The sequence below is a fragment of the Robbsia andropogonis genome, from assembly GCF_034047095.1.
Lineage (GTDB): Bacteria > Pseudomonadota > Gammaproteobacteria > Burkholderiales > Burkholderiaceae > Robbsia > Robbsia andropogonis.
Genome location: NZ_CP139170.1, coordinates 775,170 through 798,860 on the forward strand (window position 1 = coordinate 775,170; position 23,691 = coordinate 798,860).

At 60.1% G+C, this 23,691-nt stretch carries 18 protein-coding genes and 1 pseudogene; 6 read left to right on the plus strand and 13 right to left on the minus strand.

Going from position 1 to position 23,691, the window contains the following annotated elements; all coding sequences use genetic code 11:
- Positions 1-80: 80 nt before the first annotated feature.
- Positions 81-1,502, plus strand: coding sequence for a serine hydrolase (locus tag SJQ66_RS16975; protein ID WP_320535075.1), 1,422 nt, complete (start codon positions 81-83; stop codon positions 1,500-1,502).
- A 65-nt stretch (positions 1,503-1,567) separates the two neighbouring features.
- Entirely contained in the window at positions 1,568-1,900 is a 333-nt protein-coding gene (locus SJQ66_RS16980; RefSeq protein WP_024904652.1) for a YnfA family protein, read from the plus strand.
- Positions 1,901-2,038: 138 nt separating this feature from the next.
- Here SJQ66_RS16980 and SJQ66_RS16985 read toward each other — a convergent pair whose 3' ends face one another.
- Positions 2,039-3,292: an AGE family epimerase/isomerase gene (locus SJQ66_RS16985; protein WP_024904651.1), complete on the minus strand. Its 1,254-nt coding sequence runs from the start codon at positions 3,290-3,292 to the stop codon at positions 2,039-2,041.
- A 392-nt stretch (positions 3,293-3,684) separates the two neighbouring features.
- On the opposite strand from SJQ66_RS16985, the gene SJQ66_RS16990 reads away from it, so the two are divergent.
- On the plus strand, positions 3,685-4,755 hold the full coding sequence (locus SJQ66_RS16990) for an OmpA family protein (protein WP_320535076.1): 1,071 nt from the start codon (positions 3,685-3,687) through the stop codon (positions 4,753-4,755).
- A gap of 31 nt (positions 4,756-4,786) precedes the next feature.
- Here the strand turns inward: SJQ66_RS16990 and SJQ66_RS16995 are convergent, their stop codons facing one another.
- The 3 genes from SJQ66_RS16995 to SJQ66_RS17005 all read right to left on the minus strand — a co-directional run bounded on the left by SJQ66_RS16995 (position 4,787) and on the right by SJQ66_RS17005 (position 7,712).
- The gene (locus SJQ66_RS16995) at positions 4,787-6,025 is read right to left on the minus strand and encodes an MFS transporter (protein WP_046151944.1); all 1,239 of its coding nucleotides are present in this window, start codon (positions 6,023-6,025) and stop codon (positions 4,787-4,789) included.
- Between the two features lie 131 nt (positions 6,026-6,156).
- Positions 6,157-6,621 (minus strand): hypothetical protein, encoded by a 465-nt coding sequence (locus SJQ66_RS17000; protein WP_024904648.1) that lies wholly within the window; start codon positions 6,619-6,621, stop codon positions 6,157-6,159.
- Between the two features lie 398 nt (positions 6,622-7,019).
- Entirely contained in the window at positions 7,020-7,712 is a 693-nt protein-coding gene (locus SJQ66_RS17005) for an aspartate/glutamate racemase family protein (RefSeq protein ID WP_320535077.1), read from the minus strand.
- A 187-nt stretch (positions 7,713-7,899) separates the two neighbouring features.
- On the opposite strand from SJQ66_RS17005, the gene zwf reads away from it, so the two are divergent.
- Positions 7,900-9,459, plus strand: a complete 1,560-nt coding sequence (zwf, locus tag SJQ66_RS17010; protein ID WP_320535078.1) for a glucose-6-phosphate dehydrogenase — start codon at positions 7,900-7,902, stop codon at positions 9,457-9,459.
- Positions 9,460-9,539: 80 nt separating this feature from the next.
- Here zwf and treF read toward each other — a convergent pair whose 3' ends face one another.
- On the minus strand, positions 9,540-11,258 hold the full coding sequence (gene treF, locus SJQ66_RS17015; protein ID WP_320535079.1) for an alpha,alpha-trehalase TreF: 1,719 nt from the start codon (positions 11,256-11,258) through the stop codon (positions 9,540-9,542).
- A 440-nt stretch (positions 11,259-11,698) separates the two neighbouring features.
- On the opposite strand from treF, the gene SJQ66_RS17020 reads away from it, so the two are divergent.
- A complete protein-coding gene (locus SJQ66_RS17020) occupies positions 11,699-12,214 on the plus strand; it encodes a GNAT family N-acetyltransferase (RefSeq protein ID WP_024905569.1) in 516 nt (171 codons plus the stop codon).
- 139 nt (positions 12,215-12,353) lie between these two features.
- On the opposite strand, the gene acpA is transcribed toward SJQ66_RS17020, so the two are convergent.
- The 8 genes and pseudogenes from acpA to tssJ all read right to left on the minus strand — a co-directional run bounded on the left by acpA (position 12,354) and on the right by tssJ (position 22,391).
- Positions 12,354-14,153, minus strand: a complete 1,800-nt coding sequence (gene acpA, locus SJQ66_RS17025) for an acid phosphatase (protein WP_024905568.1) — start codon at positions 14,151-14,153, stop codon at positions 12,354-12,356.
- Positions 14,154-14,381: 228 nt separating this feature from the next.
- Positions 14,382-15,593: a LacI family DNA-binding transcriptional regulator gene (locus tag SJQ66_RS17030; protein WP_036012840.1), complete on the minus strand. Its 1,212-nt coding sequence runs from the start codon at positions 15,591-15,593 to the stop codon at positions 14,382-14,384.
- A 22-nt stretch (positions 15,594-15,615) separates the two neighbouring features.
- Positions 15,616-16,515 carry a dihydrodipicolinate synthase family protein gene (locus tag SJQ66_RS17035; RefSeq protein WP_046152034.1) on the minus strand — a complete coding sequence of 300 codons (900 nt, stop codon included), beginning with the start codon at positions 16,513-16,515 and terminating at the stop codon, positions 15,616-15,618.
- Between the two features lie 123 nt (positions 16,516-16,638).
- Positions 16,639-17,910 (minus strand): annotated as a pseudogene (locus SJQ66_RS17040) (MFS transporter).
- 286 nt (positions 17,911-18,196) lie between these two features.
- Positions 18,197-19,114, minus strand: a complete 918-nt coding sequence (rbsK, locus tag SJQ66_RS17045) for a ribokinase (protein ID WP_320535341.1) — start codon at positions 19,112-19,114, stop codon at positions 18,197-18,199.
- A 351-nt stretch (positions 19,115-19,465) separates the two neighbouring features.
- Positions 19,466-20,248 carry a DotU family type IV/VI secretion system protein gene (locus SJQ66_RS17050; protein ID WP_024905565.1) on the minus strand — a complete coding sequence of 261 codons (783 nt, stop codon included), beginning with the start codon at positions 20,246-20,248 and terminating at the stop codon, positions 19,466-19,468.
- On the minus strand, positions 20,245-21,591 hold the full coding sequence (tssK, locus tag SJQ66_RS17055) for a type VI secretion system baseplate subunit TssK (RefSeq protein ID WP_320535080.1): 1,347 nt from the start codon (positions 21,589-21,591) through the stop codon (positions 20,245-20,247). Before tssK ends, SJQ66_RS17050 begins: the two co-directional genes overlap by 4 nt.
- Positions 21,592-21,764: 173 nt before the next feature.
- Positions 21,765-22,391 carry a type VI secretion system lipoprotein TssJ gene (tssJ, locus tag SJQ66_RS17060; protein ID WP_024905563.1) on the minus strand — a complete coding sequence of 209 codons (627 nt, stop codon included), beginning with the start codon at positions 22,389-22,391 and terminating at the stop codon, positions 21,765-21,767.
- A gap of 589 nt (positions 22,392-22,980) precedes the next feature.
- On the opposite strand from tssJ, the gene SJQ66_RS17065 reads away from it, so the two are divergent.
- Positions 22,981-23,616, plus strand: coding sequence for a tetratricopeptide repeat protein (locus tag SJQ66_RS17065; protein WP_024905562.1), 636 nt, complete (start codon positions 22,981-22,983; stop codon positions 23,614-23,616).
- The last annotated feature ends 75 nt before the right edge of the window (positions 23,617-23,691 follow it).

The window sequence follows — 23,691 nt, forward strand, 5'->3', positions numbered from 1 at the left end:
ATGAATGGTGCTTTTATTTGCTTGTGCAAAGCAACGCGCCGGGTGCGATATTACGTCCAATGATGGTGGAGGCAAGGAGCATGACGAACAAAGGTTCACATGGGAGGCGGTTTTTAGTACGATATTTTCTTGTGTGTGGTGTGGTGTTCCATGGTGCGGTGTCGCCATGGCAGCAGGCAATGGCCGCGGTCGATGCGGCGGGAGATCCTGCTTACGCATCGGAGATGCCGGTGACGCCTTCGGTCATGGCCGATCGCCATCGTGCAGCTGACGCGACCGGTCGCACCGGCCCATCACCCGCATTGCGATCAACCGTGGATGAGGCGATTGCCTCGATTCGTCAGCAGTATCAGGTAGCCGGGGTAGTGGTGGGGGTGAGTATTGATGGTACGCATCAATTCTTCGACTATGGCGTGGCATCGCGGGATACGAAGCGTCCCGTAAGCCAGCGCACCTTGTTCGAGGTTGGTTCGGTCAGCAAGACGTTTGCCGCGGCCGTGGCTGAGCGTGCCCAGGCGCAGGGTGGTTTTCAGTGGAACGACCCGGTCAGTAAGGTGGTGCCAGCATTGCGTGGCAGCGCTTTCGATCGCATCAGAATGTGGCAATTGGGAACGCACACGACGGGATTGCCGTTGCAGGTGCCTGACGAAGTGACAAACGACGCACAGTTGATCGACTATCTGCAGCACTGGACGCCACCGCGGGGCCAGTCGGTTGGCGAAGTGTCGGACCTGCATCGGCTGTATTCAAATGTTGGCACTGGCTTGCTTGGGCGGTCGGCGGCCGACAGCATGGGGCGTGACTATGCGACGATTGTCGAGCACGACATGCTCCCAGCGTTGGGCATGCGCGGTACCTACCTGACGGTCCCCCCGGATCGAATGGCGGACTATGCGCAAGGCTATACAGGCGATGATCGACCAATCCGCGTGCAGCGGGGTGTGCTGGGAGACGAGGCTTATGGCGTGAAGTCGAGCGCGGAAGATCTCCTGCACTATCTCGATCTGCAGATTGCCGCGACGCAGGCCGTACGCGACACGAAACGCGGGCCGCACGTATCTGATACGATCACCGATCGACCCGCGACGAATGGGGCGTTACCCGAGACCATCGGCCGACGTGCCGCTTGGCTGGCGGCACTCGCGGGTACCCAACGGCCATGGGTGCGTGCGGGCGTCATTACACAGGACCTGATGTGGGAGCAGTATCCCTATCCCGTGACGGTGGCGACGCTGCAGGAAGGCTGCGGCGCGCCACTGGCCTCGGCGCTTCCGGCGAGGGTCTTGCCGCAGGCTACATCCGTTACTGTCAGTACGCGCGAGGCGTCGGCGGTCTGGATCAACAAGACGGGTTCCACGAATGGCTTTGGCGCCTATCTTGTTTTTATCCCGCAGCGCCGAATCGGTCTTGTGATGTTGTTCAACAAGAATGTGCCGATTGCGGCGCGCGTCGCCGCGGCGGCGAAAATCGTTTCAGCGATCGACTCGAACGGCGTTAAGTAATAATCGATGATGGCCGATGTCACCGCATCGGCGTCATTGTCATCGCAAGGGTTGTCGGCTTGTAAATGAAACAGATCGGATTCATCGCGCTTTTCGCGATCACCGCATTGGCCGAGCTTGTCGGTTGCTATCTTCCCTGGCTGGTTCTTAAACAGGGGCGCAGCACGGCATTGCTGGTGCCGGCCGCCGTCTCGCTGGTGGCCTTTGCCTGGCTGTTGACGCTCCATCCGAGCGCCTCTGGTCGCATCTATGCTGCGTATGGCGGGATGTATATCGCCATGGCATTGGTGTGGCTGCGGTACGTCGATGGCGTCGCGCTGACGCGTTTCGACCTGCTTGGCGCCGTGCTCAGCCTGGCTGGCATGGCGGTCATCGCGTTCCAGCCGGTCGCGCGATAACGGCCACTGTCCCGGCAGGCGACAGGTGCAACGACCTTGTCCCCGATTTATCGGCGCATCTTGCCTCGCCGCTGCCCGCATGGCCGGGGTGGCTGCGCTGACACGAAACAAGCGCCTTTTTCATACCGGTCGACCTACTCACCCGTTACGGGCCTGGACACTCACCTCGTCCAGCGCGGCGAGCACATCGTGGCAAGCCCCCATCGTGTGATAGTCGGTCTTGCCCGGCGGGCTTTTTTCGTCGCTGTATTTTGTGTTGTCACGTCGCAAGATGCGATACCACGCACCATAGGTGTGATCGATGAAATGCTCCCAGCAGTACGCCCAGAGGCGGTCATAATCATCCCAATAACGCTGCTCGCCGGTGCGGCGTGCCAGACGTGCCGCTGCCGCGAATGCCTCGGCCTGGACCCAGAAGTATTTATCGTTGTCGCAGATCGTCCCATCAGGTGCCATGCCGAACAGGATGCCACCGTGTTGCGTATCCCAGCCGGGGACCATGGCAGCGTCATACAGTTCACGTGCCCGTGGCAGCATCCACATGGTTTGCGGTGTCAACTCGGGTATCGCATTAACGCGACGTTCCAGTTGTAACAATATCTTCGTCCATTCGACCTGATGCCCTAACTGGAAACCCCACGGACGGAAAAGGTTCGCCGGATCGTTCTTGTTGTATTCCCAGTCGACATGCCAGTCACTATCGAAATGTTCCCAGATCAGATCATTCGTTAACGCGGCTTGGCGAATGCAAATATTTTCCGCAAGTAACAGGGCGCGGATCAGATAGTGCCGTTCCTTCGTGGCATCGTAGGCGGCCATCAGCGCTTCGGTCATATGCATGTTCGCGTTCTGGCCGCGATAGGGCTGCAGATGCCAATCACCGTCGGCCTCGTCGGCATAGAGCTGGTGCGTGGAATCCCAGAAATGGGTATTGACCAGTGCGTACGTTTCAGCAATCAACGGCGTGGCTTCTTGAATGCCGGCGAGTGAAGCATGGGCGTATGCAAGCAAAACAAACGCATGCCCATATGCATGACGGGTCGCATCGACCTCCGTTTTCATCGGTTGCGCGCCGCTTGTTCCCGGGCGCCACTTCATCGTCCAATCATACCCGCCACGCACGGGGTCCCGGTGTACATCGCGGACGAAGCGCATTGCATGTAGTGCACGGGCCTGATCCGCTTTGTCGCCAAATGCGCGATATGCGGTCGCGTAATTGAAGACGAACCGGCAACTGCTCACGAGATGCCGTGTCTCCGCGTCGAAAACGGTCCGGTCGTCTCGAAACGCATGGTGGAAACCGCCGGAAGCGTCGTATCCGTGCGGTGCATAGAACCCTAACGTATCTCTGATGTGGGCACGTAGAAAGGGCGGGGCGCGAAAATCCGGCATGGTATGTCGTCTCCTGATTGGGCGGTGAGCCCATTGTTTTCCGAAACATTATTGCATGACCCGAAATTGGAGGGTGCTGACAACCAACATTGCCAGTTTCCAGGTGCACCATGCACAGTAGTAATAGCACACCATCCGCCGTCCGGTGTTTGCAGTAACAACCCTGCAACATTGCAATGGCTGGGACGTCAATCGCCAAACATGCAATGCGTGGCGACGCAATATTATTGAGAGCAACTTTTTGCTATCGCGATTTCAATATATATAAGGAATACGAAATGCATACTGATATGACGCCATGCCGTAAAGTTGATACGCCTTTTTCGAGAATGCTTCGTGATCCAGCGCATGGGTGCGGGGCGGCACGGACTGTCTTGGGTCCCGTGTGGCCGATGATGGTTTGCATTGTCTTTGGTCTGACGGCATGCGGTGAGAAGCAGGCAACCGGTCCCGCATCTTCCGCCAGTCCGGCATCGAATGCCAGTGCCGCCGACGGGAAAGGGTCGGCTGACCATAAGGCCTCTGCTCCCGCGAGCGGAGCAGACCCGCTCGGGATGCAGGCGATGGGCGATCGTGGCACCGAGGTACTCGACAAGGCGGCAAAAGGGGTCGCATCGCTGACGGACGGGGGGGCTGCCATGCTTGGCCGCATTGCTATCAAGCTGCGTGACGAAGATGCACGGGCCAGTGGTGGCAAATCGGGCGAGATGGCGCAACAACAAGGTGCCGCCACCGCATCGGATGCCGCTGCGCGCGCCCAGGATGCGGCCACCACCGCACGAGATGCGGCCACGCGTGCCGCTGCCGCGTCGTCTGCTGTCGGGGCGCACGTGGCCGGGGCCTCTTCAGATGCCGCGGCCCGCGTGACTGGCGGCGCGTCGGATGTTGCGGCGCATGTGGCCGGTGCGCCGCACGCGGCAACGCATATGAGCGGAGCGTCCTCGGATGCCACGGCGCGCGTTCCTGGTGTCGCGTCAGACACGCAGGCGCGTGTCACCCGCACCCCGTCTGATGCGGCGGCGCATGCGGCCCAGGTCGCTAGCGCGCCTCGCGATTCGCGTGGCGAGGATCCGCGCGGGGAGCGTGCGCCAGACACGTCGTCGGCAACGCGCAATGGCGCGGAACAACGTACGCCGGAAACGATATCAATCCCGTTCCTGCATGGCAAAAGCACGCTATCACCGGAAACAGCACCGCTTATCGATGTCATTGTCAATGCATTGAAGAACAAGCAGGCGGCACATGCGGTGTTGTGCGGTCATGCGGACAATAGTGGCACGGCCGAGTATAACCGCGCCCTGACGTTGGAGCGGGCTCGGGCGGTTCGTGATCGGTTGGTGGCGCGCGGTATCGATCCCGCGAAGTTGAGCATTCGTAGCCGGTTTGATACGACGGAAGCCATCGGGCGCGATGCGTTCTCGGAGCGACGTGTTGACGTCATCCTGACGGTTCAAGACGCGTGACGGTGTGCGGAATTGCCACCTCAGGCATGCATCACTGCAATGACTGGCCCTTCATTTCTGGCACGAGAAACCAAGTTGCCAACATGTCGAGCACATAAATGGCGGCCAGCATGGCAATGGCCGTCTGAAAGGAGTAGGCGCTGGCAATGGCACCGATGACCAGCGGTCCAAAGCCGCCTACCGCACGTCCGGCATTCCACAGGACGTTTTGCGCAGTCGCGCGTGCGATTGTCGGATAGCCTTCCGACATCAGCGCGCCGTAGCCGCCAAGCATGCCATTTACAAAGGCGCCCATGACGATGCCGGCGCACAGGATGGCGCCGGGCGCACTCAGGGTCGCGTAGACGCAGACCATGATCGCCGCGCCTGCCTGGAACAGCAAAAAGCTCGGGCGGCGACCGATGCGATCGGCCAATTGTCCGAAGACCCAGATGCCGGCCATCATGCCAACGACGGTAGCCGAGGTCCACAATCCTGACTTCATCAGCGACAGGCCAAGCGTTTTCGACAAATAGCTGGGCAGCCAGATCGATATCCCGTAATAGCCGAAATTCTGGACCGAGCACAGTATCAGGCAACCGACGCTCAGTTTTGTGGTGCGGGCATCGGCGAATAACAGTCCGAAGGTCGCGCCCCATGCGAGTGGGGCACCGGGGCTTCGTCTGGCGTCGACAAATGCCTCCGGCTCGTGCAACGTTTTACGCATGAGCCATGCCGCTAATGCCGGCAGGACGCCGACGACGAACATGCCACGCCAGCCGATCAGCGGTAGCAGCAACGGGGTCAGCAGCGCCGCGGCGAGCACGCCCCCCTGCCAGCCCAGCCCGACGTAAGCCGATGCGCGGGCGCGCTTGCTGGCGGGCCAACATTCGGCGACCAGCGCCATTCCTATCCCGAATTCCCCTCCCAGGCCCAGTCCGGCGATGGTTCGGTAGACCAGCAACTCGCCGTAGCTGTGCGCAAACGCACACAAGCCTGTGAAGATCGCGAACAGGAAGATAGTCCATGTCAGCACGCGCGCCCGGCCGAAGCGGTCGCTCAGCGCGCCGAAAAGCATGCCGCCGATGACCGAACCGATCAGCGTCCAGGTTACGATCGCACCTGTTTGGCCTGCGGTCAGGTGCAAAGCCGAACCGATGGCGGGCAACATGAATCCCAAAATGAGAAGGTCGAAGCCATCCATCGCATAACCGGCGGCGGCGCCAAATAACGCGCGACGTGCGTAAGGAGTCACCTCGTCATGGGAAAGTGTTACAGAGGAGCGGATCATCAGGGCAAAAATCGACAGTAGGCTGAGACGAGCGGAAAGATACGCGTCTCATAATTTACTGTCGAGCCTGACATGCCGTACGTGGCGCACGGCACACGCACGGCAGTCGCGGGCGCTGCGCCCGCGTGAGATCACATCAACGCGTGGTCGATGCGATCGACATCGAGGAAATGGCTGTTCGTGTGATTGCGCGCGGCGGATGCAGCATGCGCGACAAGATGCTTTTCATCGCATGCCAGGGGCACGGCGCCAGGCGTGGGTGTGCCAGGCATCACGTCCTCGATACGATCAGTATCCGTTGCCGCGGCAGCGGACATGGCATCTATCAGCGCCTGGTCGCCCAGGGTACTTCCATCGCGCATCGATGTTGCATCACGCAGCAATGATGTGGCGAATGCGTCGACCACCGTATCAGAGGCGGGAATGCCGGAATAGCGATCTGTGAATGTCTCAGCTTTCGCAGCCAGCAACAACAGCGCCGCGGACTCGCGTCCCGCGTCGCGCGCGCCAATCCGGCAGCGTGCCGCGAATTCATGGATATCGGTAAAACGGACCTTCGTGTATTGCAGCCACGCACTTGCCAATTGCAGGTTCATCTCGCATTCCACCACACGACTAAAAAAGTAGACTACCGCCAAGAAGATTGATTCGCAACAGAAAATCGTCCATGAGTGGCGTGTATTTACAACTGCTGCCGATCACCATCAAACGGTTTTCGCCACACCGTCCATCACTACGTGCACGCGTCGTATGTACCGTTGGATTTTAGGGGTTAACCCTTAAAATGTTGACATTGTGAACCACTACGCATCTTGGCCTGCTGAACTATTCAACTGATATCAAAACAGCGCAACGGCATGCAAAAACGGGACAATGCCTACCGATACCACATGCCCGATGCATCTCAAAAAAATATGCCGCCCGCACTTCAAAATGCCGGCGGCGTGGCGCGCGTCGATCTACCCCAGCCATTGCCGAATGAGTAGTTGCCTATTCAGCGCGGCGGCATTCCGCCCAGCGTGGATAGCATCAGCAAGTTTGCCAGATCAATCAGGTCGAACACTGGGCATCCGCATACCTTCTCGATACGATCCCGGTAAGGTCCCATATTCGTACATTCGAGCAGGATCGCGCCAATATGCGGCGCTTTTTCCATCAGTGCTTGCGCCCCCGCCACCACATCGCGGGCGACGTCGTCCATATTTCCCGTCGCTTGATTACCGATGATGACACGGGCGAATTCGCTATCCGGTGCAATGCCTTGCATGGGGGTGGTTGGATCGACGCCGACGGCGCGCAGATGATCCACACTCAATGATGTGGCGGACGCTGTCAAGATGCCTACCGACACATGCGCGCCAAGCAGCGTTCGCAGCATCGGCACCAGCAGCAATGCCGACGTGCCCATGGGAATGCTTACCGCGTCCGCCAGCCGTTGTTGATGCAGCGCCAGGAATCCGCAGCTCGTAATGATCGCGCGGCATCCTGCGTCTTGAAGGGCGCGCGCGGCGCTGCAAAAATGATCGACGAGGCCGACGGCACGGTCATGAACAACCCGCGCGGGCGTGGCGTGTTCCACGCGCCGCAGTATCACGGGATAGCGATAACTTGCGGGATTGCCCACATCGCCCAGTGGGCGAGGGAACTGCGTGTCCAGCATCAGGATGCCAAGCGGCTTGGGCGACATGGTTCGAACAGGAGTGGAATAAGAACGCAGGATGATGGCACGCGCAGGCAGGCGCGTGGTGTACGGTGACGATGCTACCGGCTTTCCCTACAGTCCGCCAACATCCATTGGCTGCAGTATGCTGAAAAGTGCATTGATATTGCTGCGCCGTCCTGGCAAGCAGGTTTTCAAAGAAGGAGTGTCTTTGATGGGTTCAATCAATAACGTCACATCTCCGCGGCGCGACGCCGGCACGTCCGCTCCACCCGCGCCGGCAGTATTGGAACCGGCGCCACCCTGCACGCTCGTCATCTTTGGCGCTCACGGCGACCTGACGAAGCGGTTGTTGACGCCCGCGCTGTACAACCTGATTGGCAGCAATGCGCTGGACAAAGGGTTCAAGGTGATCGGCGTGGATCGCGTGCCTGGGAGCGATGCGTCATGGCGCGAAGAACTTGGCCAGACGATGCAAACCTTCACGAAAGACCCGAACGCCGAGTTCTACACGCCGCGGATCGATGCTGCGCTGTGGGGAGATCTGTCGAACCGCCTGCACTATCTGCAGGCCGATTTCACGGATCTGGACGCATTGCGGAAACTGGGTGAGCAGATAGACGGCAACGCTGTGTTCTACCTCGCCGTGGCCTCACGCTTTTTCTCGACGGTCGTGGAAAACCTTGGCAAGGTTGGACTGACCCGGGAAAGCGCGGGCGCGTTCCGTCGCGTTGTGATCGAAAAGCCGTTTGGTTCGGACTTGGCCAGCGCCCGCGAGTTGAATACGAAGATCCTCGGCGTACTTGATGAGCATCAGGTTTATCGAATCGACCATTTTCTCGGTAAAGAGACGGTACAGAACATCCTCGCGCTCCGTTTTGCGAACGGTATGTTCGAGCCGCTGTGGCGTGGTCAGTATATTGATCATGTTCAGATCACCGCCGCGGAAACGGTGGGTGTGGAGGGGCGTGGTGCATTCTACGAACCCACCGGCGCGCTGCGCGACATGGTGCCGAACCATCTGTTCCAATTGTTGGCGATGGTAGCCATGGAGCCGCCGAATTCGTTCTCGGCGGAGACCGTGCGTAACGCAAAGGAGCAACTGTTCGAGGCGATTCGTCCGGTGACACCGGAAAATGCGGTGCGAGGACAGTATGCCTCTGGCACCGTCGATGGCCGTCCCGTGAAGGCTTATCGTGAAAGTCAGGGCGTCGCACCAGACAGCAATACCGAGACCTACGTTGCGTTGAAACTGGAGATCGATAACTGGCGTTGGTCCGGCGTGCCGTTTTACATGCGTACCGGGAAGTCGATGCTGGGTCGGCGCACGGAGGTCGTCGTGCGCTTCAAGTCCGCTCCCTACGCGATGTTCCAGGATGAGCCGGTAGAGGCGTTGACGCCGAATGACCTCGTCCTGAACATTCAGCCGGTGCAGGGGTTGACATTGAACATCAGTGCAAAGGTACCCGGCCAGAAAATGGATCTCGCGGGTGTGGAAATGAAGTTCCGCTACGAAGACGCATTCAGCGAAACACCAAACGTGGGCTACGAGACATTGCTATATGACTGCCTGTGCGGGGACGCCACGCTGTTCCAGCGCGCCGACAATATCGAGGCGGCATGGCGGGTCGTGGATCCGGCCATCAAAGCGTGGGCGACCGACAAGAGCGGTCCGCAATTGTACGCCGCCGGGTCCGAGGGGCCGAGTGCGTCTGACGAACTGCTTGCCCGCGATGGACGTCAATGGGCGTCAATGACGCGGCCGGCGAAGTGAGTGAAAAGGTCATGCACGGCATCGTCGTGCCTGGCCGGCAAGATGCACCTCATGGGCCCGCAGTGATCACCGTCATCGGGTCACTGCGAAGGCGGGTGTCCGTGTCGATGTTCCCCGGCGCATGCCTGGTGGGTACGATGCGAAGGATGCTCCGCGAGCAGCTTGCGGGTGACGCCGTTGGTCCATCCAAACCCATCCTGCAATGGATATTCGCCCCCTCCGCCCCCTCCAACGACATCATGCGGATCACTAACGTTATCTGCATGCAGCGCGTACTTTTCCACCAATTTGCTTTCCCGTCGATAGAGTGCGCCCACCGTATCCAGCCAGCGATGGGCGATATCCTGCGCGAGTTCACGCTGGTTGTAGCGGCGTAATCCTTTTATCGCAAGCCATTGCAGCGGCGCCCAGCCGTTGGCACGATCCCATTGTTGCGGGCTGTCGCGCTCGGTGGTCATCAGTCCACCGGGCGCCAACAGCTTGACGGACATGGCTTGCGCTACTTGATGTGCTTGCTGCTGCGTCGCTAGGCCCACGTACAGCGGGGTAGCGGCGGCGGCCGTCAATTCTTCGCGCGGCTTCCCGAGTTTCCAGTCGTAGTCCACGTAAGCGCTCGTCAAGTCGCTCCACAGGTAACGGTCTACGGCAACGCGGCGTGCCTCCGCCAAACCACGAAAACGTTTCTGGCCTGCTTCGTCACCACTTGCCCCGCTAAGACGCGATATCTGTGTTTCCAGCTTGTATAGGAAACTGTTGAGGTCCACCGGCAGAATAGCGGTCGTGCGGATCGTCGAAAGATCGTCAGGGTCGGCCAGCCAACGCGAACTGAAATCCCAGCCGGACGCGGCGCCGGCGCGCAGGTCGCGAAACAATTCCGATTTGAACGTCTCTGGTGTCACGACGGCGCCACTTGCCTCGGTCCGCACCGTGCCGTGGGCGCTGATATCCTTGATCACACCGGCTAGGCGTCCTGCTTCGATATCCTCGAGAAACCCCTCATCCCGCGGCGTGTCGCGTTCATCCCAATATCGATTCAGCAATGCCCCGTCTTCCATTCGCACGACGTGGCGATAGGCATTGCCCGGTAGCGTGTCCTCGGCGCCTTCCATCCAGAAGGCGTGTTCGCGCAATAACTGGGGCAGGAAATGCACGGCGCGTTTCAGGCCGTGCTCCTCGAAAAGATCCACCATTAACGCGAACACCGGCGGTTGCGAACGGCTTAGGTAGTAGCTGCGGTTGCCATTGGGTATATGGCCATAGGCATCAATTAGGAAAGCGAAATTATCGGCCATGTTGCGTAACAATCCGTGCCGCCCGCTTTCCGCCATGCCAAGCATCGTGAAGTAAGAATCCCAATAGTACATTTCACCGAAACGACCACCTGGCACGACATAGTCGAAGGGCACCGGCAGCAACGAGCCATTCGCGGGGTGGGAGTCCGGGGTGCGGGTCAGGACATCCCACAGCGCATCGATATGCGCCCCGATGGGTTGAGCGGGGTCCGAGACGTAATGACTGTTGTGTACCGGTTCCGTGATGAAATGGTCGGCAACGAAAGCGCGCAGGTCGAAGCCCGGCAACGCGTGATTCTCCCGGTACCGTGCGACGATCGATTGCGGATCACGTAACGGCTGGCAATCGACGAACGTCTTGCTGTCGGGAAAGACGCGCGACTGCTGTATGGCGACAAACATTTCCTGGTAGCGATCGGCGGGCGTTCGTCCGTCCGCCGCCACGACATGTTCGACGCCGGGAGCTTTCCCTCCTTGCGCAAGTACTTTTGTGGAGCGATGCGTCATCTTCCTGCCTCCTTATTGCGTCTAAAGCACGTCGCTTCACTCTAGCAGAGATGCGCCGCCGCCGGGACCGCGTGCGGGGGTAGACCTTGCGGCCAGATGGATTTCATTGGTAAGCGCAATGAAGGGTCACTGACAGTACGATGAAACATCACGCTGTTTCCACCGTGACGCAGGAAGCATCGGCTGGTGCGACCGTTGCGGCATTGTTCAGGCCGGCATGATCAACGCGTGATCTGCAATGCAATGGAAGAATGCACATCCACGTTGGCGCTTTCGAAAAATCGTTGGGTGAGGGCGCCCAGTGGCGTGTCAGGCGCATGGTCGTATGGCGCCGGTTGTTTTTTGGGTCAGCGTTGGCATGGACACTACGCCATGTATCGGCGGATACTGTCACTGCTCGACGCTTTTTTTCTTTTTTCAGCACGCTTTTCCTGTTCTTTATGCAAGCCTCTTCCCTGGTACGTATCCGTCCCTTCAAGCCTTCCGATGAACAGGCGGTCCTTCATGTCATTTTGCGGATTCAACGCGAGGAGTTCGGCGTTCCGATCACGGTGGACGAGCAGCCCGACCTGCGCGCCATTCCAACGTTCTACCAGCAGGGATGCGGTAACTTCTGGGTGGCGGAGGTCGAAGACGACGTGCGTGGCGCGATGGTGGTCGGCACGATCGGCCTGAAGGACATTGGCGCGGGGCAGGCGGCGTTACGCAAGATGTTCGTTTCAGCGCCGTATCGTGGGCGCACGTTCGGTGTGGCCCATGCCCTGTTGGCGCATCTGCTGCAAAGCGCGCGTGAGCGGGGCGTGGCGGAAATATTCCTCGGCACCACCGCCATGTTTCTGGCCGCGCATCGTTTTTACGAGAAACACGGCTTTGTCCAGACGGACGCCGATGCGTTGCCAGACCGTTTTCCGCGGATGGCCGTGGATTCGCGTTTTTATCGTCTGCAACTGGATTGACCCCTGCTTGCCGCCAGGGTGCAGGGTGTGCCATTGAAAGCGGTACGCGATCCAACGGCGTCGAACGCTTCGGAATGGACTACGCGGCAGTGATCAATTCGCCCCCCGCCGTGCGGCGAGGGGGATCGTCATAACGGATCTAGCGTTTCGCCAGATCCAGTGCATTGGTCATATCGCCCATGGCGGGGAAACCATTCGCGCGCAGCGCATCGTCCCTTTCCTTCAGGCCATCGAGTACGTCGAGGCCGAACGTGCGGGTGATCAGACGCAGGATCGAGCCCGTGTCGTATTGCGTGTGATCGACAAAGCCGCGTTTTGCCAGCGGCGAGATCACCAAGGCCGGGATGCGCGTGCCAGGACCCCAGCGGTCCCCCTTCGGCGGGGCGACATGATCCCACCACCCGCCGTTTTCGTCGACGGTGATGACGATGACCATGTCCTTCCATTGCGGACTATTGCGCAGCACATTGACGATGTGCGAGATATGCCGGTCGCCGGACGACACGTCGGCATAGCCGGCGTGCAGGTTCAGATTGCCTTGCGGCTTGTAGAACGTCACGGCGGGTAACGTGCCTGCCTGCGCGTCGGCGAGGAAATGATTCGTCGACGTTGCATCGCCCAGCCCGCCATCACGCAGATGTTCGCGACGTGAAGCGGTATTCGGGCCGAGGTTCTCGAAATAGTTCAACGGTTGGTGGTGCCATTGGAAATTCGGGATGACCGGCGTGCCGTTGGTGATGTTCTTGCCCTGCGCATCGATGGCTTGCTGAAAGGCGCCGGAATACCACGCCCATGACACGCCTTTCTTGTCGAGCTTGTCGCCAATGTGTTCATGATGCTGCGGCGGACACACCTTGGCATTGGCCGGATTGGTCATGTCCGCTATCCCGTTCGCGTCGAGCTTGACATCCGGCGGGGTGGGGATATAGGGCGGCAACATCGTGTTGACGCCATAGCTGAGTTTCGATCCGTCAGCCAGCGTTTCTTCCGGCGTCAGCGCGCTCGGACCAAATTTCGGGATGCCATTCATTGCGCTGGCGGGCGATTCAGGCAACGGCTTGAGATTCGGGTCGCGCGGATCACCGCTGACAGTGGTGGCAATCGTGGACTTGCCGATGCGCGACGCCGCATTCGGATAGCGTGGCGGCGTGGCGGCCACCAGATACTGGTGATTCAGAAAGGACCCGCCGAATGCGCCCTGGAAGAAGTTGTCGCACAGCACGAACTCGGTCGCCAGGTTCCACAACTGCAGGCTATAGCTGGTGTTGGTGTAATAGCCCATTGGAAAGCCGCCAGAATCGGCCCAGGCCACGAACATATTGTTCTTGCCGCCATTGATCTGCATCTGATTCTGGTAGAACACATGCCACAGGTCGTGCGTGACGATAGACAACGGCAGCGCTTCGCCTTGCGGTCCTTGTAGTGGGAATGGCGCATTGGGCAGGTCGGTTTGATATTGTTCGCCGGCCTTGTAGGTGATGCCGTCCGCGACCTGGTCTTTCGGCGCCCAGCCATCGGGGACGACGGGCAGCTTTGGCAGCACCGTCACGCCGTCGCGATCCAACTGCCGATATGCCGATGGTGGCACCGCCGACAATGGCGATTGCAGACCAGGAAAATCCGCGAACAGGTTGTTGAAGCTGCGATTTTCCGCGTAGATCACCACGACGTGCTTGACACGTTCACGCAGCAGCTTGTCGACCGTATGCGCCGGCAGCGGCGCGGACCGATGCGTGTCTCCATGCTGCGCGGCGACGGACTCCCCATTGGCCAGCACGCCGCCGAGCCCCATCGCTGTCAGACCACCCAAAAAACGCCGGCGCCCTTCTTTCTGGATGCTTCCTTCGGCGTTGCCTGTCGAGGCAGATGCGGTGTCCGCGGTGGTGGAGGACAGCGTAGGGTCTTGCGGGGTTTGCGACGGCGGCACAGGCTTCGACATGAGACGATTCCTTCTCGGATGGATTGAGGGGGCTTGGGGGGCGTGCTCAAGACTTCGCGAAGGCACGCGGAGCACCGGGACGCCCGATCGCGGGCGATACGACACGTCGATATGCTTACACAATCGCGCGTATCATCGGATCGTAATATGACAGTGTGATGACGTCATAAACCGGACACACGGGGTCGTCGGACGTTGCGCGCGCGTTCGGTGCTAGCCGATGCGCATTCAACGCGGCGGTGCCGGCGCGGTGGAGCCGCGTTCGAGCCATTCGGGTTCGATATCATGACCCGGCAAAACGTTGTCCTTGCTGTTGGCCGCGCTCCCCCCGCCGCCCGTCGCGGCGGCCTGCATCATGGCCAGCAAGCGCTCGGCTGCAAGACGGCCGATGCGGTGCGTGTCGACCCGCATCGTCGTCAGCGGGGGGTGTGCCTCTGCCGCAAGTGCGAGGTCATCGAAGCCGGTTACCGACAGGTCCTCGGGTACAACGAGGCCGTTCGCGGCCGCCTCGCGCAAGACTCCCAGCGCAAGCATGTCATTGCCGCAGACGATCGCGGTCGGACGGCGGACCGATGGCGCCGCTTTGTGGGCTCGGCGTGCCCCGGAGGTCGTGGCAGGCGAACGCGTGGACCGTTCGAGCAAGGGCTGATCGAGGCCCATGATCGCGCGCAGGCTGTCGCGGCCGAACGCGAGGGTGGCCGGGCCTTCCCGTCGATGTTCCGGCGCGATGAGCAGGCCATGCCGCTGCAAAGCGGCCTGTAATCCCCGCTGCCGGGCTTGTACCCGGTCGTTATCATCGGCGGGCTGGAACACCGTGCCAAAGGTCCGATGGCCTAATCCCACCAGCTTGTCGACAATCCGCTCATACGCGGCGGCATTGTCGAAGCCGACGCATACATGAGGGCTGTCGCGCCGATAAGCGTACGTGACGACATAGGGCACGCGATAGCGCCGCAGGGCCTCGAACACCTCGGGCGGATGGGCTTCACCAACCAGCGCCATCGCTTCCACGCCGCGTGCAAGCATCGCTTGGACCTGTGTCAGTGCCTGGGCGGGGTCGTAGTTCGAGCAGCCGAGGAAGAGCGTGATACCGTGCTCGGCGAACGCGGCTTGCATGCCGCTCACTTGCGAGGCGAACACGTGATCGTCCAGCGTCGGGATGATGATGCCGGCGATATGCGTGCGGGTGGAGGCCAGCGCACGTCCGGCCGCATGCGGAATCCAGTTCAACGCTTTGGCGGCAGCTTCGACACGTATGCGGACTGCTGCCGAGACTTTGCCTGGATCGTTATAGACGCGCGAGACCGTCGCCGTGGATACGCCGGCATGCCGTGCAACATCTTCCAGCACACTGCGCCCATTGCCTCGCCGCGTACGCGCGGTCTTGCCGGTTTTCGGCGTAGAGACGGGAGGCTGGTCGGCAGGGTCGGAAACGGGCATCGATGCGGCGATAGGTAAGGGGTCAAGCGCGCTTGGCAATGCGGGCGCGGAAATGTTCGGTTCCGTCGACAATCTTGTCGAGGATCGCATCCAACGCCCAGAATCGTTCGCGCACATCGAAGTCGATCACGCGGCACCGGATGGAGGAGAACGTGCCGATACGTTGATGGTACATCTTTGCGAGCGCCGGATAGCCGAGCGATTCCGAGACCGCGCATAGCACCAGGAACGTCGAGAGTTCATCGGCTAGCGCGGGGTCTTCGTCACCGTGGTTTCGAAGCCAGTTGTAGAGGTCCGGGTGGAAATTCGTGAACACGCCGTTGAAGCCGCCCGAGCCGGCGCGCATCGCATCCCGTGCGATCGCCGCGTTGGCGTTCAAGATCTGCAGCGTCGAGCCTTCCGCCAGTTTCACGCGGCGCTTCACGGTGTCCAGGTCGCAGCTCACATCCTTCAGCATGATGAAGCGGCCGGTGTCGATGCAGAAACGCAGTTCTTCATCCGTCAGCAGACGGCGGTAGGGGGCCGGGCATTCGTACAGGCCCAGCGGCATGTCGGCCGGCAACCGATCCAGCAGGTATTGCAGATTCGACAGAAATGCATCCGTACCTTTTTGTTCCGGATCGAGGCGGTTCGTCACGAGGACGATGCCGTCCGCTCCCGTCTTGGCCGCGACCAGCAGTTCCTCGACCTGTTTTTCCAGATCGTTGCTGATATGCCCGGATACCACCACCGGCACCCTGCCGGCAACCTTGTCAACGACATGCTTGCCCAGCGCGCCACGTTCTTCCAATGTCAGCTTCAGCATTTCGCTGGATTGACAGACCGCGAACAGCGCGTCGGAACCGTTCGCCAGGTACCACTCGACCAGGCGGTCCAGCCCCTGATAATCGATCGTGCCGTCTTCATGGAACGGCGTCAGCATCAGGGGCACGATACCCTTGACGACAGTGGAAATTCCCGTGGATGCGGTGGAAGCAGAGGACATCGATAGCACCTTGTCTTGAACGTGAAACAAAAACGGTATGAGAAATGGGAGCGTTGCTGATCAGCCTTCGACGATCGGCTTGCGCACCAGGATCAGATAGCTCATGGCGCCAACGAAAGCGATACCGGCGGCGGTCAACAGCGCTGGAACGAACGACCAGTGTCCGGCGATGACGCCCGTCAGGATCGGGGCCAGCGCTCCGCCCAAAAAGCCGCCGAAGTTCTGCAATGACCCGAGCGATGCGATCCTGCTTGGCGGGGCCGCTGCCGTCGCCAGCGCCCACGAACTCGCCGACGCTGCGTTCGCGAGGAAAATCACGACGGAGATGCAGGCGAGCGCGACGGTATTGCTTTGCACCAGGGCCGCCGGGATCGTGAATGCCACCATGCCCAGCATGGCTAAGACCACCGCATTGCGGCGGGCAATGACCGGTTGTGCGGTCTTGCTGGTGACCAGATCGGAAAACCATCCCGCGCACAATGATCCCAGAAAGCCGCAAAAAAACGGCACCGACGCGGCAATACCCGTGCGGGCCAGGCTCATATGGCGCTCGGACGTCAGGTAGGCCGGCAACCAGGTCAGGTAGACCCAGTTCAAATAGACGGAGCCGAAATAGCCAATCAGCATTCCCCAGGTAGTGGCGTGACGGAACAGGCCGAGTCAGTCATCCAACGACATCGCCGGACGTGCCGTCGTGGCGGATTGATCCGCGTCCTGTTCGAGGTAGGCCAATTCGTCGGCGTTCATCCGGGACCTGTCCGGATTCCGGTAGATCGCCAGCCAGACAATGGCGGCGACGAGTCCCGCCGCACCGGTGATGATGAATGCCCAACGCCAGTGGAACGATGTCAGCAGAACCGACAGACATAACGGCGCCAGGGCCGAGCCCAGTGGCGAGGCCGAATTGAAGATACCGGTGGGTTTGCCGCGGGCGCGCAGCGGGAACCAGTCGCTGACCACGCGTGCGGCGGAAGGGAATTGCGGGGCTTCCCCGATCCCCAGGACGATACGCGCGACGATGAACCAGCCGAATGTGCCGACGATGCCGCCTGCCGCTTGTGCAAGCGACCAGACGATCAAGCCCAGGCCCAGCAATGTGCGCGCGCCGATGCGGTCGACAAGCCAACCTACCGGTAATTGGAAGATGGCATACGTCCACGAGAAAGCGGAAAGCAAAAAGCCCATCTGCGTCAGCGACAGTCCCATGTCGTCGCGAATCAGCGAGTTCGCGACCGACAGCACGCCCCGATCGAGGTAATTGATGATGCCGCTGATCATCAGCAGTGTCAGCGCGATGACCTGCGTGCGGCGGATACGTGCCGGAGCCGGCAACCCACCATTCCGTGCGGACTGTGATGCATAAGCGGACGGACTGACCTTTGTGACTTCCGGGGCGGTCGACGACGGTGTGGTGGCGCCATGGGCCAGGCTGGCCGCGCTCGGTTTTGATTGCATTGAACCCTCTCTGTATCAGTAATCCGTCGGGCGGCCTGTCCGCCTTCGCCTTACGCCATGAAATCGAATCAATCGAGACCGATCGTTGCAGGGCGCCGTCGCGTGAAGCCGCCGCGCCTCCGTGAGGCGCATCTTTGTCCCAAAAATCGTCACGGCACGCGGGTCAGTCCGCTTGGGCGAGCACTTCGGCGCGCGTGGGAATGGACGTCTGCGCGCCGTGACGCGTGACGCTGATTGCCGCCGCGCGTTGGCCGAACGCGATCGCGTCGGCAATTTCCTGTCCTGCCGCAAGGGCCGCGGCAAAGCCGCCGGCGAAGGTGTCGCCTGCGGCAGTCGAGTCGACAGCCTTTACTTTGTGTGCCGGTACGTACCCGCGCGACGCATCGTCGGCGCGGCCGTTGCCGTCACCTGCACCCGGATGTCTTCTTGTTTGCCAGTAGACGCCATTTGCGCCCAACGTCACGATCACGCAGCGCGCGCCCTGTTCGAGCAACGCGGCGGCGGCGCGCTCGGCATCTTGCGTCGTACGTACCGGAACGCCGGACAGCAGTTCGGCCTCGGTCTCGTTGACCACCAGGTAGTCCACCTGCGCGAGCAGTGCTCCCGGCAGCGGCCGCGCTGGCGCCGGGTTCAGCAACACCGGTGTGTGCTGGCGGACCGCACTCGCAATGGCGTGCGTGACCGTATCGAGCGGCGTTTCCAACTGGCAGATCAGCATGTCCGCTGCCGCGATTGTTGCCGCCGCACGGTCGACATCGGCGCGCGTGAGCGCGTCGTTGGCGCCGCCGACGATGACGATGCTGTTGGCACCGTCCTCCGCGACGCTGATGACGGCGATCCCGCTGCTGCCGGGAACGGTGCGAACAAGGCGGGTATCGATGCCATCGGCTTGCAGGCCGTCGCGCAATGTCGTGCCGAATGCATCTTCACCCACGCAGCCGATCATCGCCACCGCCGCGCCAAGTCGCGCCGCGGCCACGGCCTGGTTCGCGCCCTTGCCGCCCGGAACGGTTTCGAAGCCGGTGCCGGCCAACGTTTCACCGGGTACGGGCAGCCGTGGGGCACGGACCACCAGATCCATGTTGGCGCTGCCTACCACGACGATCGACGGGTTCTTCGGGAAAACGGCGGGGGTGACCGGGCTCAAGACGCATGCTCCTTCGTCAAGACACCTTCTTGGTGTCGGTATGTTAGCGCTTACATCGTTGCTTGCATTTCTGCTCTGCAACAGTGTTAGCGCTTACATTTTCCGCTGAAAGCGATTGCAAACGCAAGTAGTGGAAGCGAGAAAGGGGTAAACCCTTGAGCGTTCAAGGTATGACGGTCTCCCGTCGATAGCGTTTCTCTGCGCGCCGCGCGGAAGGCGTGCGCGGCAATGCCATGTCGACGAAGACCTTTCTGCTATTTGCCGTGGCGTGGCAATCTGTCAAGCCTAGGGCAGTGTGATCGTGAGGCTGGCTTGCTGTGGGCCGACCTTGACCAAATCCGAATACGGCGCCAACGCCTGCAGTGTTGCATTTCGCAAATAGCTCTGCAGACCAAGCAATGCGACGATACCAATCAGCAGGAAAACCGCCGCGAAGCTCCATAGCGGCGCTTCCCGCTTCAGGGTGTGTTCGATTTGATCGGGCAACGCCCAGTGCGGCGCGAATGCCGCACGCTTGCCTTTCATGTTCGCAATCTCGTCACCAATCCGAGCGGTCAGGTACGCGAGCTTTTCCGGGCCTTCCAGCAGATACTTTCCTTGGAAGCCCAGCAAGAGGCACATATGGAACACTTCCAGGCTTTGCAGGCGCGCGATGCCTTGCGCGCGGCAGTCCTCCAGATAACGGAAGAAGTTCTCCCCCGCCAGTTGCTCGCCGAACAGGAGGAGTTGTAGCGGCCGTCGTTCCCATTCGTCGCGGATAGAGAAAGTGGATGCGAGCACGGACTCATCGATGGCCGCGCAGAAAGCGAACTTGGACATGAAGATATCCTCGGCCGCCACATTCATCTTCTTTGCGCCACGCTCGAAATCGTTGAGGAACTGCTGGATGCGATCCAGGAAGTTCGCGACGTTTTCTGGCTCCCGGCCGCGCTTGAGCAGGAAGAGCATGAAGAATCCGTCGTACAACAGATCCAGAAGTGACTTGACTTCATAGGCCGGCGGCGCGGCATTCGTCGGATGCACGGGGTTGGGGGCGTGGTCGCCAAACAGCGAAGGGGCTTGACTCATGATGTGACCGCGATTAATTCGATACGGAGGTTATTGATGCCCGCTGGCGCGTAGATCATCAGTGACTGCGCTTGCAGCATGCGCTCGAACAGCATGCCGCGCGTATCCAGCGAGAAATAGCAGACGCCCGGACGCACCGGGATGGCCGGTGGAACCTGCGGGGTATAGCTCAGGCGCAGACCCGGCATGGCGGACTGCACGAGCTTGTCGACATCGTCCGGCGCGCCAAGCTTGAAACGTGCCGGTACCGCTTCGACCAATTCGACGTTCGGCATGTCCGCCGAGACCGCCAGAAAGAACGTGGTCTTCTCGTCGATCTTGCCGGAGTCGATGCGGCCCAGGTGAAACGACGGTCGAACCTGTTCCAGCGGAATGATGAAGTACCGCTCCGAGATAACGGTGTCGAGCAATTCACGCAGCATCGCGTCAAGTCGCGCGAAGCCTGTACCAGGCTCGTCATGCTTATACGGAGGCAGATCCGCCAGCGTATAGTTTTTCGAGAACGTCATCAGTTGACCGGTGACGCGCAATAATTCCTGGAAGAGCCGCTCCGGATGCATCGCCGGATGCTGATGCAGGTGCGCGAGCGTCGCGAACGCTGCGTTGGCGGTATGCAGCAGCCAGAACGAGGCGATGTCGCCCGAGCGAAATTCGATGATGTTCTTGCTCGGTTCGCGGTGAAAACCATACAGCGCATTAACCTTGGCCTGCAGCGCATCGATCAGGCGGCGCAAGCGATTCATCAACAACGGCGAGGCCTCGATGGTGAGACTGGGCGGCACGAAATTTTCGTCCAATTCCCAGCCTGATGTCGCGGTGCGCCGCACCCGTACCAAGGGCACCGCCAGGAACTGGTCGCGCGGCTCGTGTTGCGCCACCAGCCGCACGGCCTTTTTCAGGACGGTCACATCAGCCTCCACCGCATCGGTGTAGAGGTCCGCCGCCATCTGCGTTTCGGCCACGAAACGGGCAGTGAATCCTTGTTCGTCGGCATCGGCGCTATTACGACCGGCATCACGCATCGGATGCATGGCGAGATAGAAGACGACCTCGTCCGTGCCTTCCGCCATCGTGTCGAGCGCGACTGACGGCGGTAGCGCGTCGGCCTGGGGCGCCGCATACAATTCGCCGTCGGGGAAGACCAGTGACAGTTGGGAGAGACGCAGCACATTGCTGCCCAGCGCATCCAGGTCGACGCGCAATGTCCGAACGCCCCAGTTGTAAGGCTGGAGCGCCTGGGTGGCCTCGAACAGCCGCGCTTCATGATACGCATCCTGTTTCTGGAAGTGCTGGGGGCGGAGGAACAATCCTTCACCCCATAAAACTTTGTCTGAATAACTCATTTGATTCCCCGCTACGCCACGTCAATGTTTTTACCCGTTTGCAATCCGGAGATTCTCGGTGGGGTAGTGAATGAGGCGGACATTTTTACGTGAATCCGCATCGTACATGATTAAAATCGGTCGATATTTCCGTTCATTACTATTCACTTTTCCTATTTGGAAATGAATGATTGCTATTGGCAATTCACCATGGAAAGCATATTAAGCGATTGCTGGGCTGCGCTATCCGATGCGACAATTGGTGTCCCCGCCGTGACAGTCATTGCACAGGCATGCATGCCAATCAAAATGCCGGATTTTTCAGATTTCTTTGGATCGAACACTAATCGCCACCGTTGTGTCGCCGGTTGGCGAAATAGTGCAACCACACCAAAAGCGCCGGCTTCGTACGGTACCTTCTCAGTTGATGTATAGCGCTGCCCCGGAATAAGGGTTACTTCACGCACTTGTATCAGGTCTTGACCGAGAACCTGCTTTTCTTTATCGGGATCGAGAAACGTATCGAATGGCGCTTGCTGGAAACTGGTAGGGTCTTTCAGCGCGTATAACCGCACTACAAGCGCAACCCCACGCTTCGATGTGCCGGCATTCAGATTCGTACCGGCATCCAATGTCAATGTGATCTGCCGGGGCGGCTTCTGTGAGTCAGGTACCGGCGGCTTGCCGATGCCTACCGCCTGCAGGGCCGCCGATCCAGCCGTGCCAATTAAGCCAACGCCGGCCGCACAGCCGCCAAGCGCGATAGCACAGGCTACGCCAAGCGTTATGCGTAGCCACCGCTTTTCCCCCCAGTGCGCCATGTTTCGACGTACCGTTTTCTCTCTTGCCATCATTCTTTTCGCTTTTCTTTGCACGCTCATCGGTCACGGAGACCCGCGCGTGATGTCATAACCAGATCGATCGGCGATATATCCGCTACGGTTCGGTATCGCGCCGTCCGCAACGCTACTTATTGCTGGCGACGTCCAACAACGATTGCTTGTGCCATATCCCGGAATTTATTCTTTCGATAACCTTTCAATGTAGAGTTGTCTAGTCACTTTCTTCTCGATTTTTCATGTTTCGACATCAAAGATTCATCGTCGGATAAAGAAGGCCTCAGGCGCCGTGCATTCGTTTTGCGTATGATGATGCTAGTCACTAAAAATACACCAAAAACAACGAAATGCGGTGGGGGATGAGTCTGTCCACCTCCTGTCGGCCCGTTGTCAGTCATCAGAATGGCCTGTACTATAACAGCCGTTATTTTACAAAGTGCGCTTTAAAACTGTCGAACGAATGTGTGCCAGACGGCTTTACTCAGTCTGATGGCTTTCGGGGTATGAAAAGACAGGGATATAGCGTGCAACGAGACAAGTTGTACGGGACAAACTTCTTTTTCGGCGGAACATGACCATCCAACGTTATATACAAAAAGCCGCATTTGCCATGGCCGTCTGTGCCGTGATGGCAGGTTGCGCATCGACCCAGAAGACGCAACCTCTGACGGGCGATGCCTATAACAAGAAGCTGAGTGACGCGGATGCGCTCTGGAAGTCCGGCGACACCGACAAGGCGATTCCGTTGTATCAGGAGTTGGCGAAGAACGACCCGACCCGTGAAGAGCCGTGGTCGCGCATCGCGCAGATCCAGTTCTCGCAAGCGCATTACGGTCAGGCGATCGTTGCGGCGCAGGAAGCGCTGCAACGGGACGACAGTGATCGACAGGCGCGCAGCGTCCTCGCGGTCAGCGGTTTGCGTGTTGCCACGCAGTCGCTAGAGGAATTGCGCAAGGACAGCGCGCTGGTCGGCGATGCCACCACCGACGCGCGCATTCTCGCGCAGCAATTGCGGGACACGCTTGGCGAAGCCACGCTGTTCCCGGATGAGGTCAAGGATGACAAGCCGAAGTCGAAGAAGGTCGTGCGCCGCCGTACCCCCGCGCGCAAGGCAACGACCCCGGCCGACAACGCCGCGCCCGCTGCCAATGCGGCAGGCGATTCGTCGGGCGGTGGATCCAGCAACCCGTTCGGCGCGCTGAAGTAAGGCATCACGTGCGGCACCCCGCGGTGAAGCGCCGGTCTGCGTGCGCTTCACTACGCCGTTCGGCGCGAACCCTTC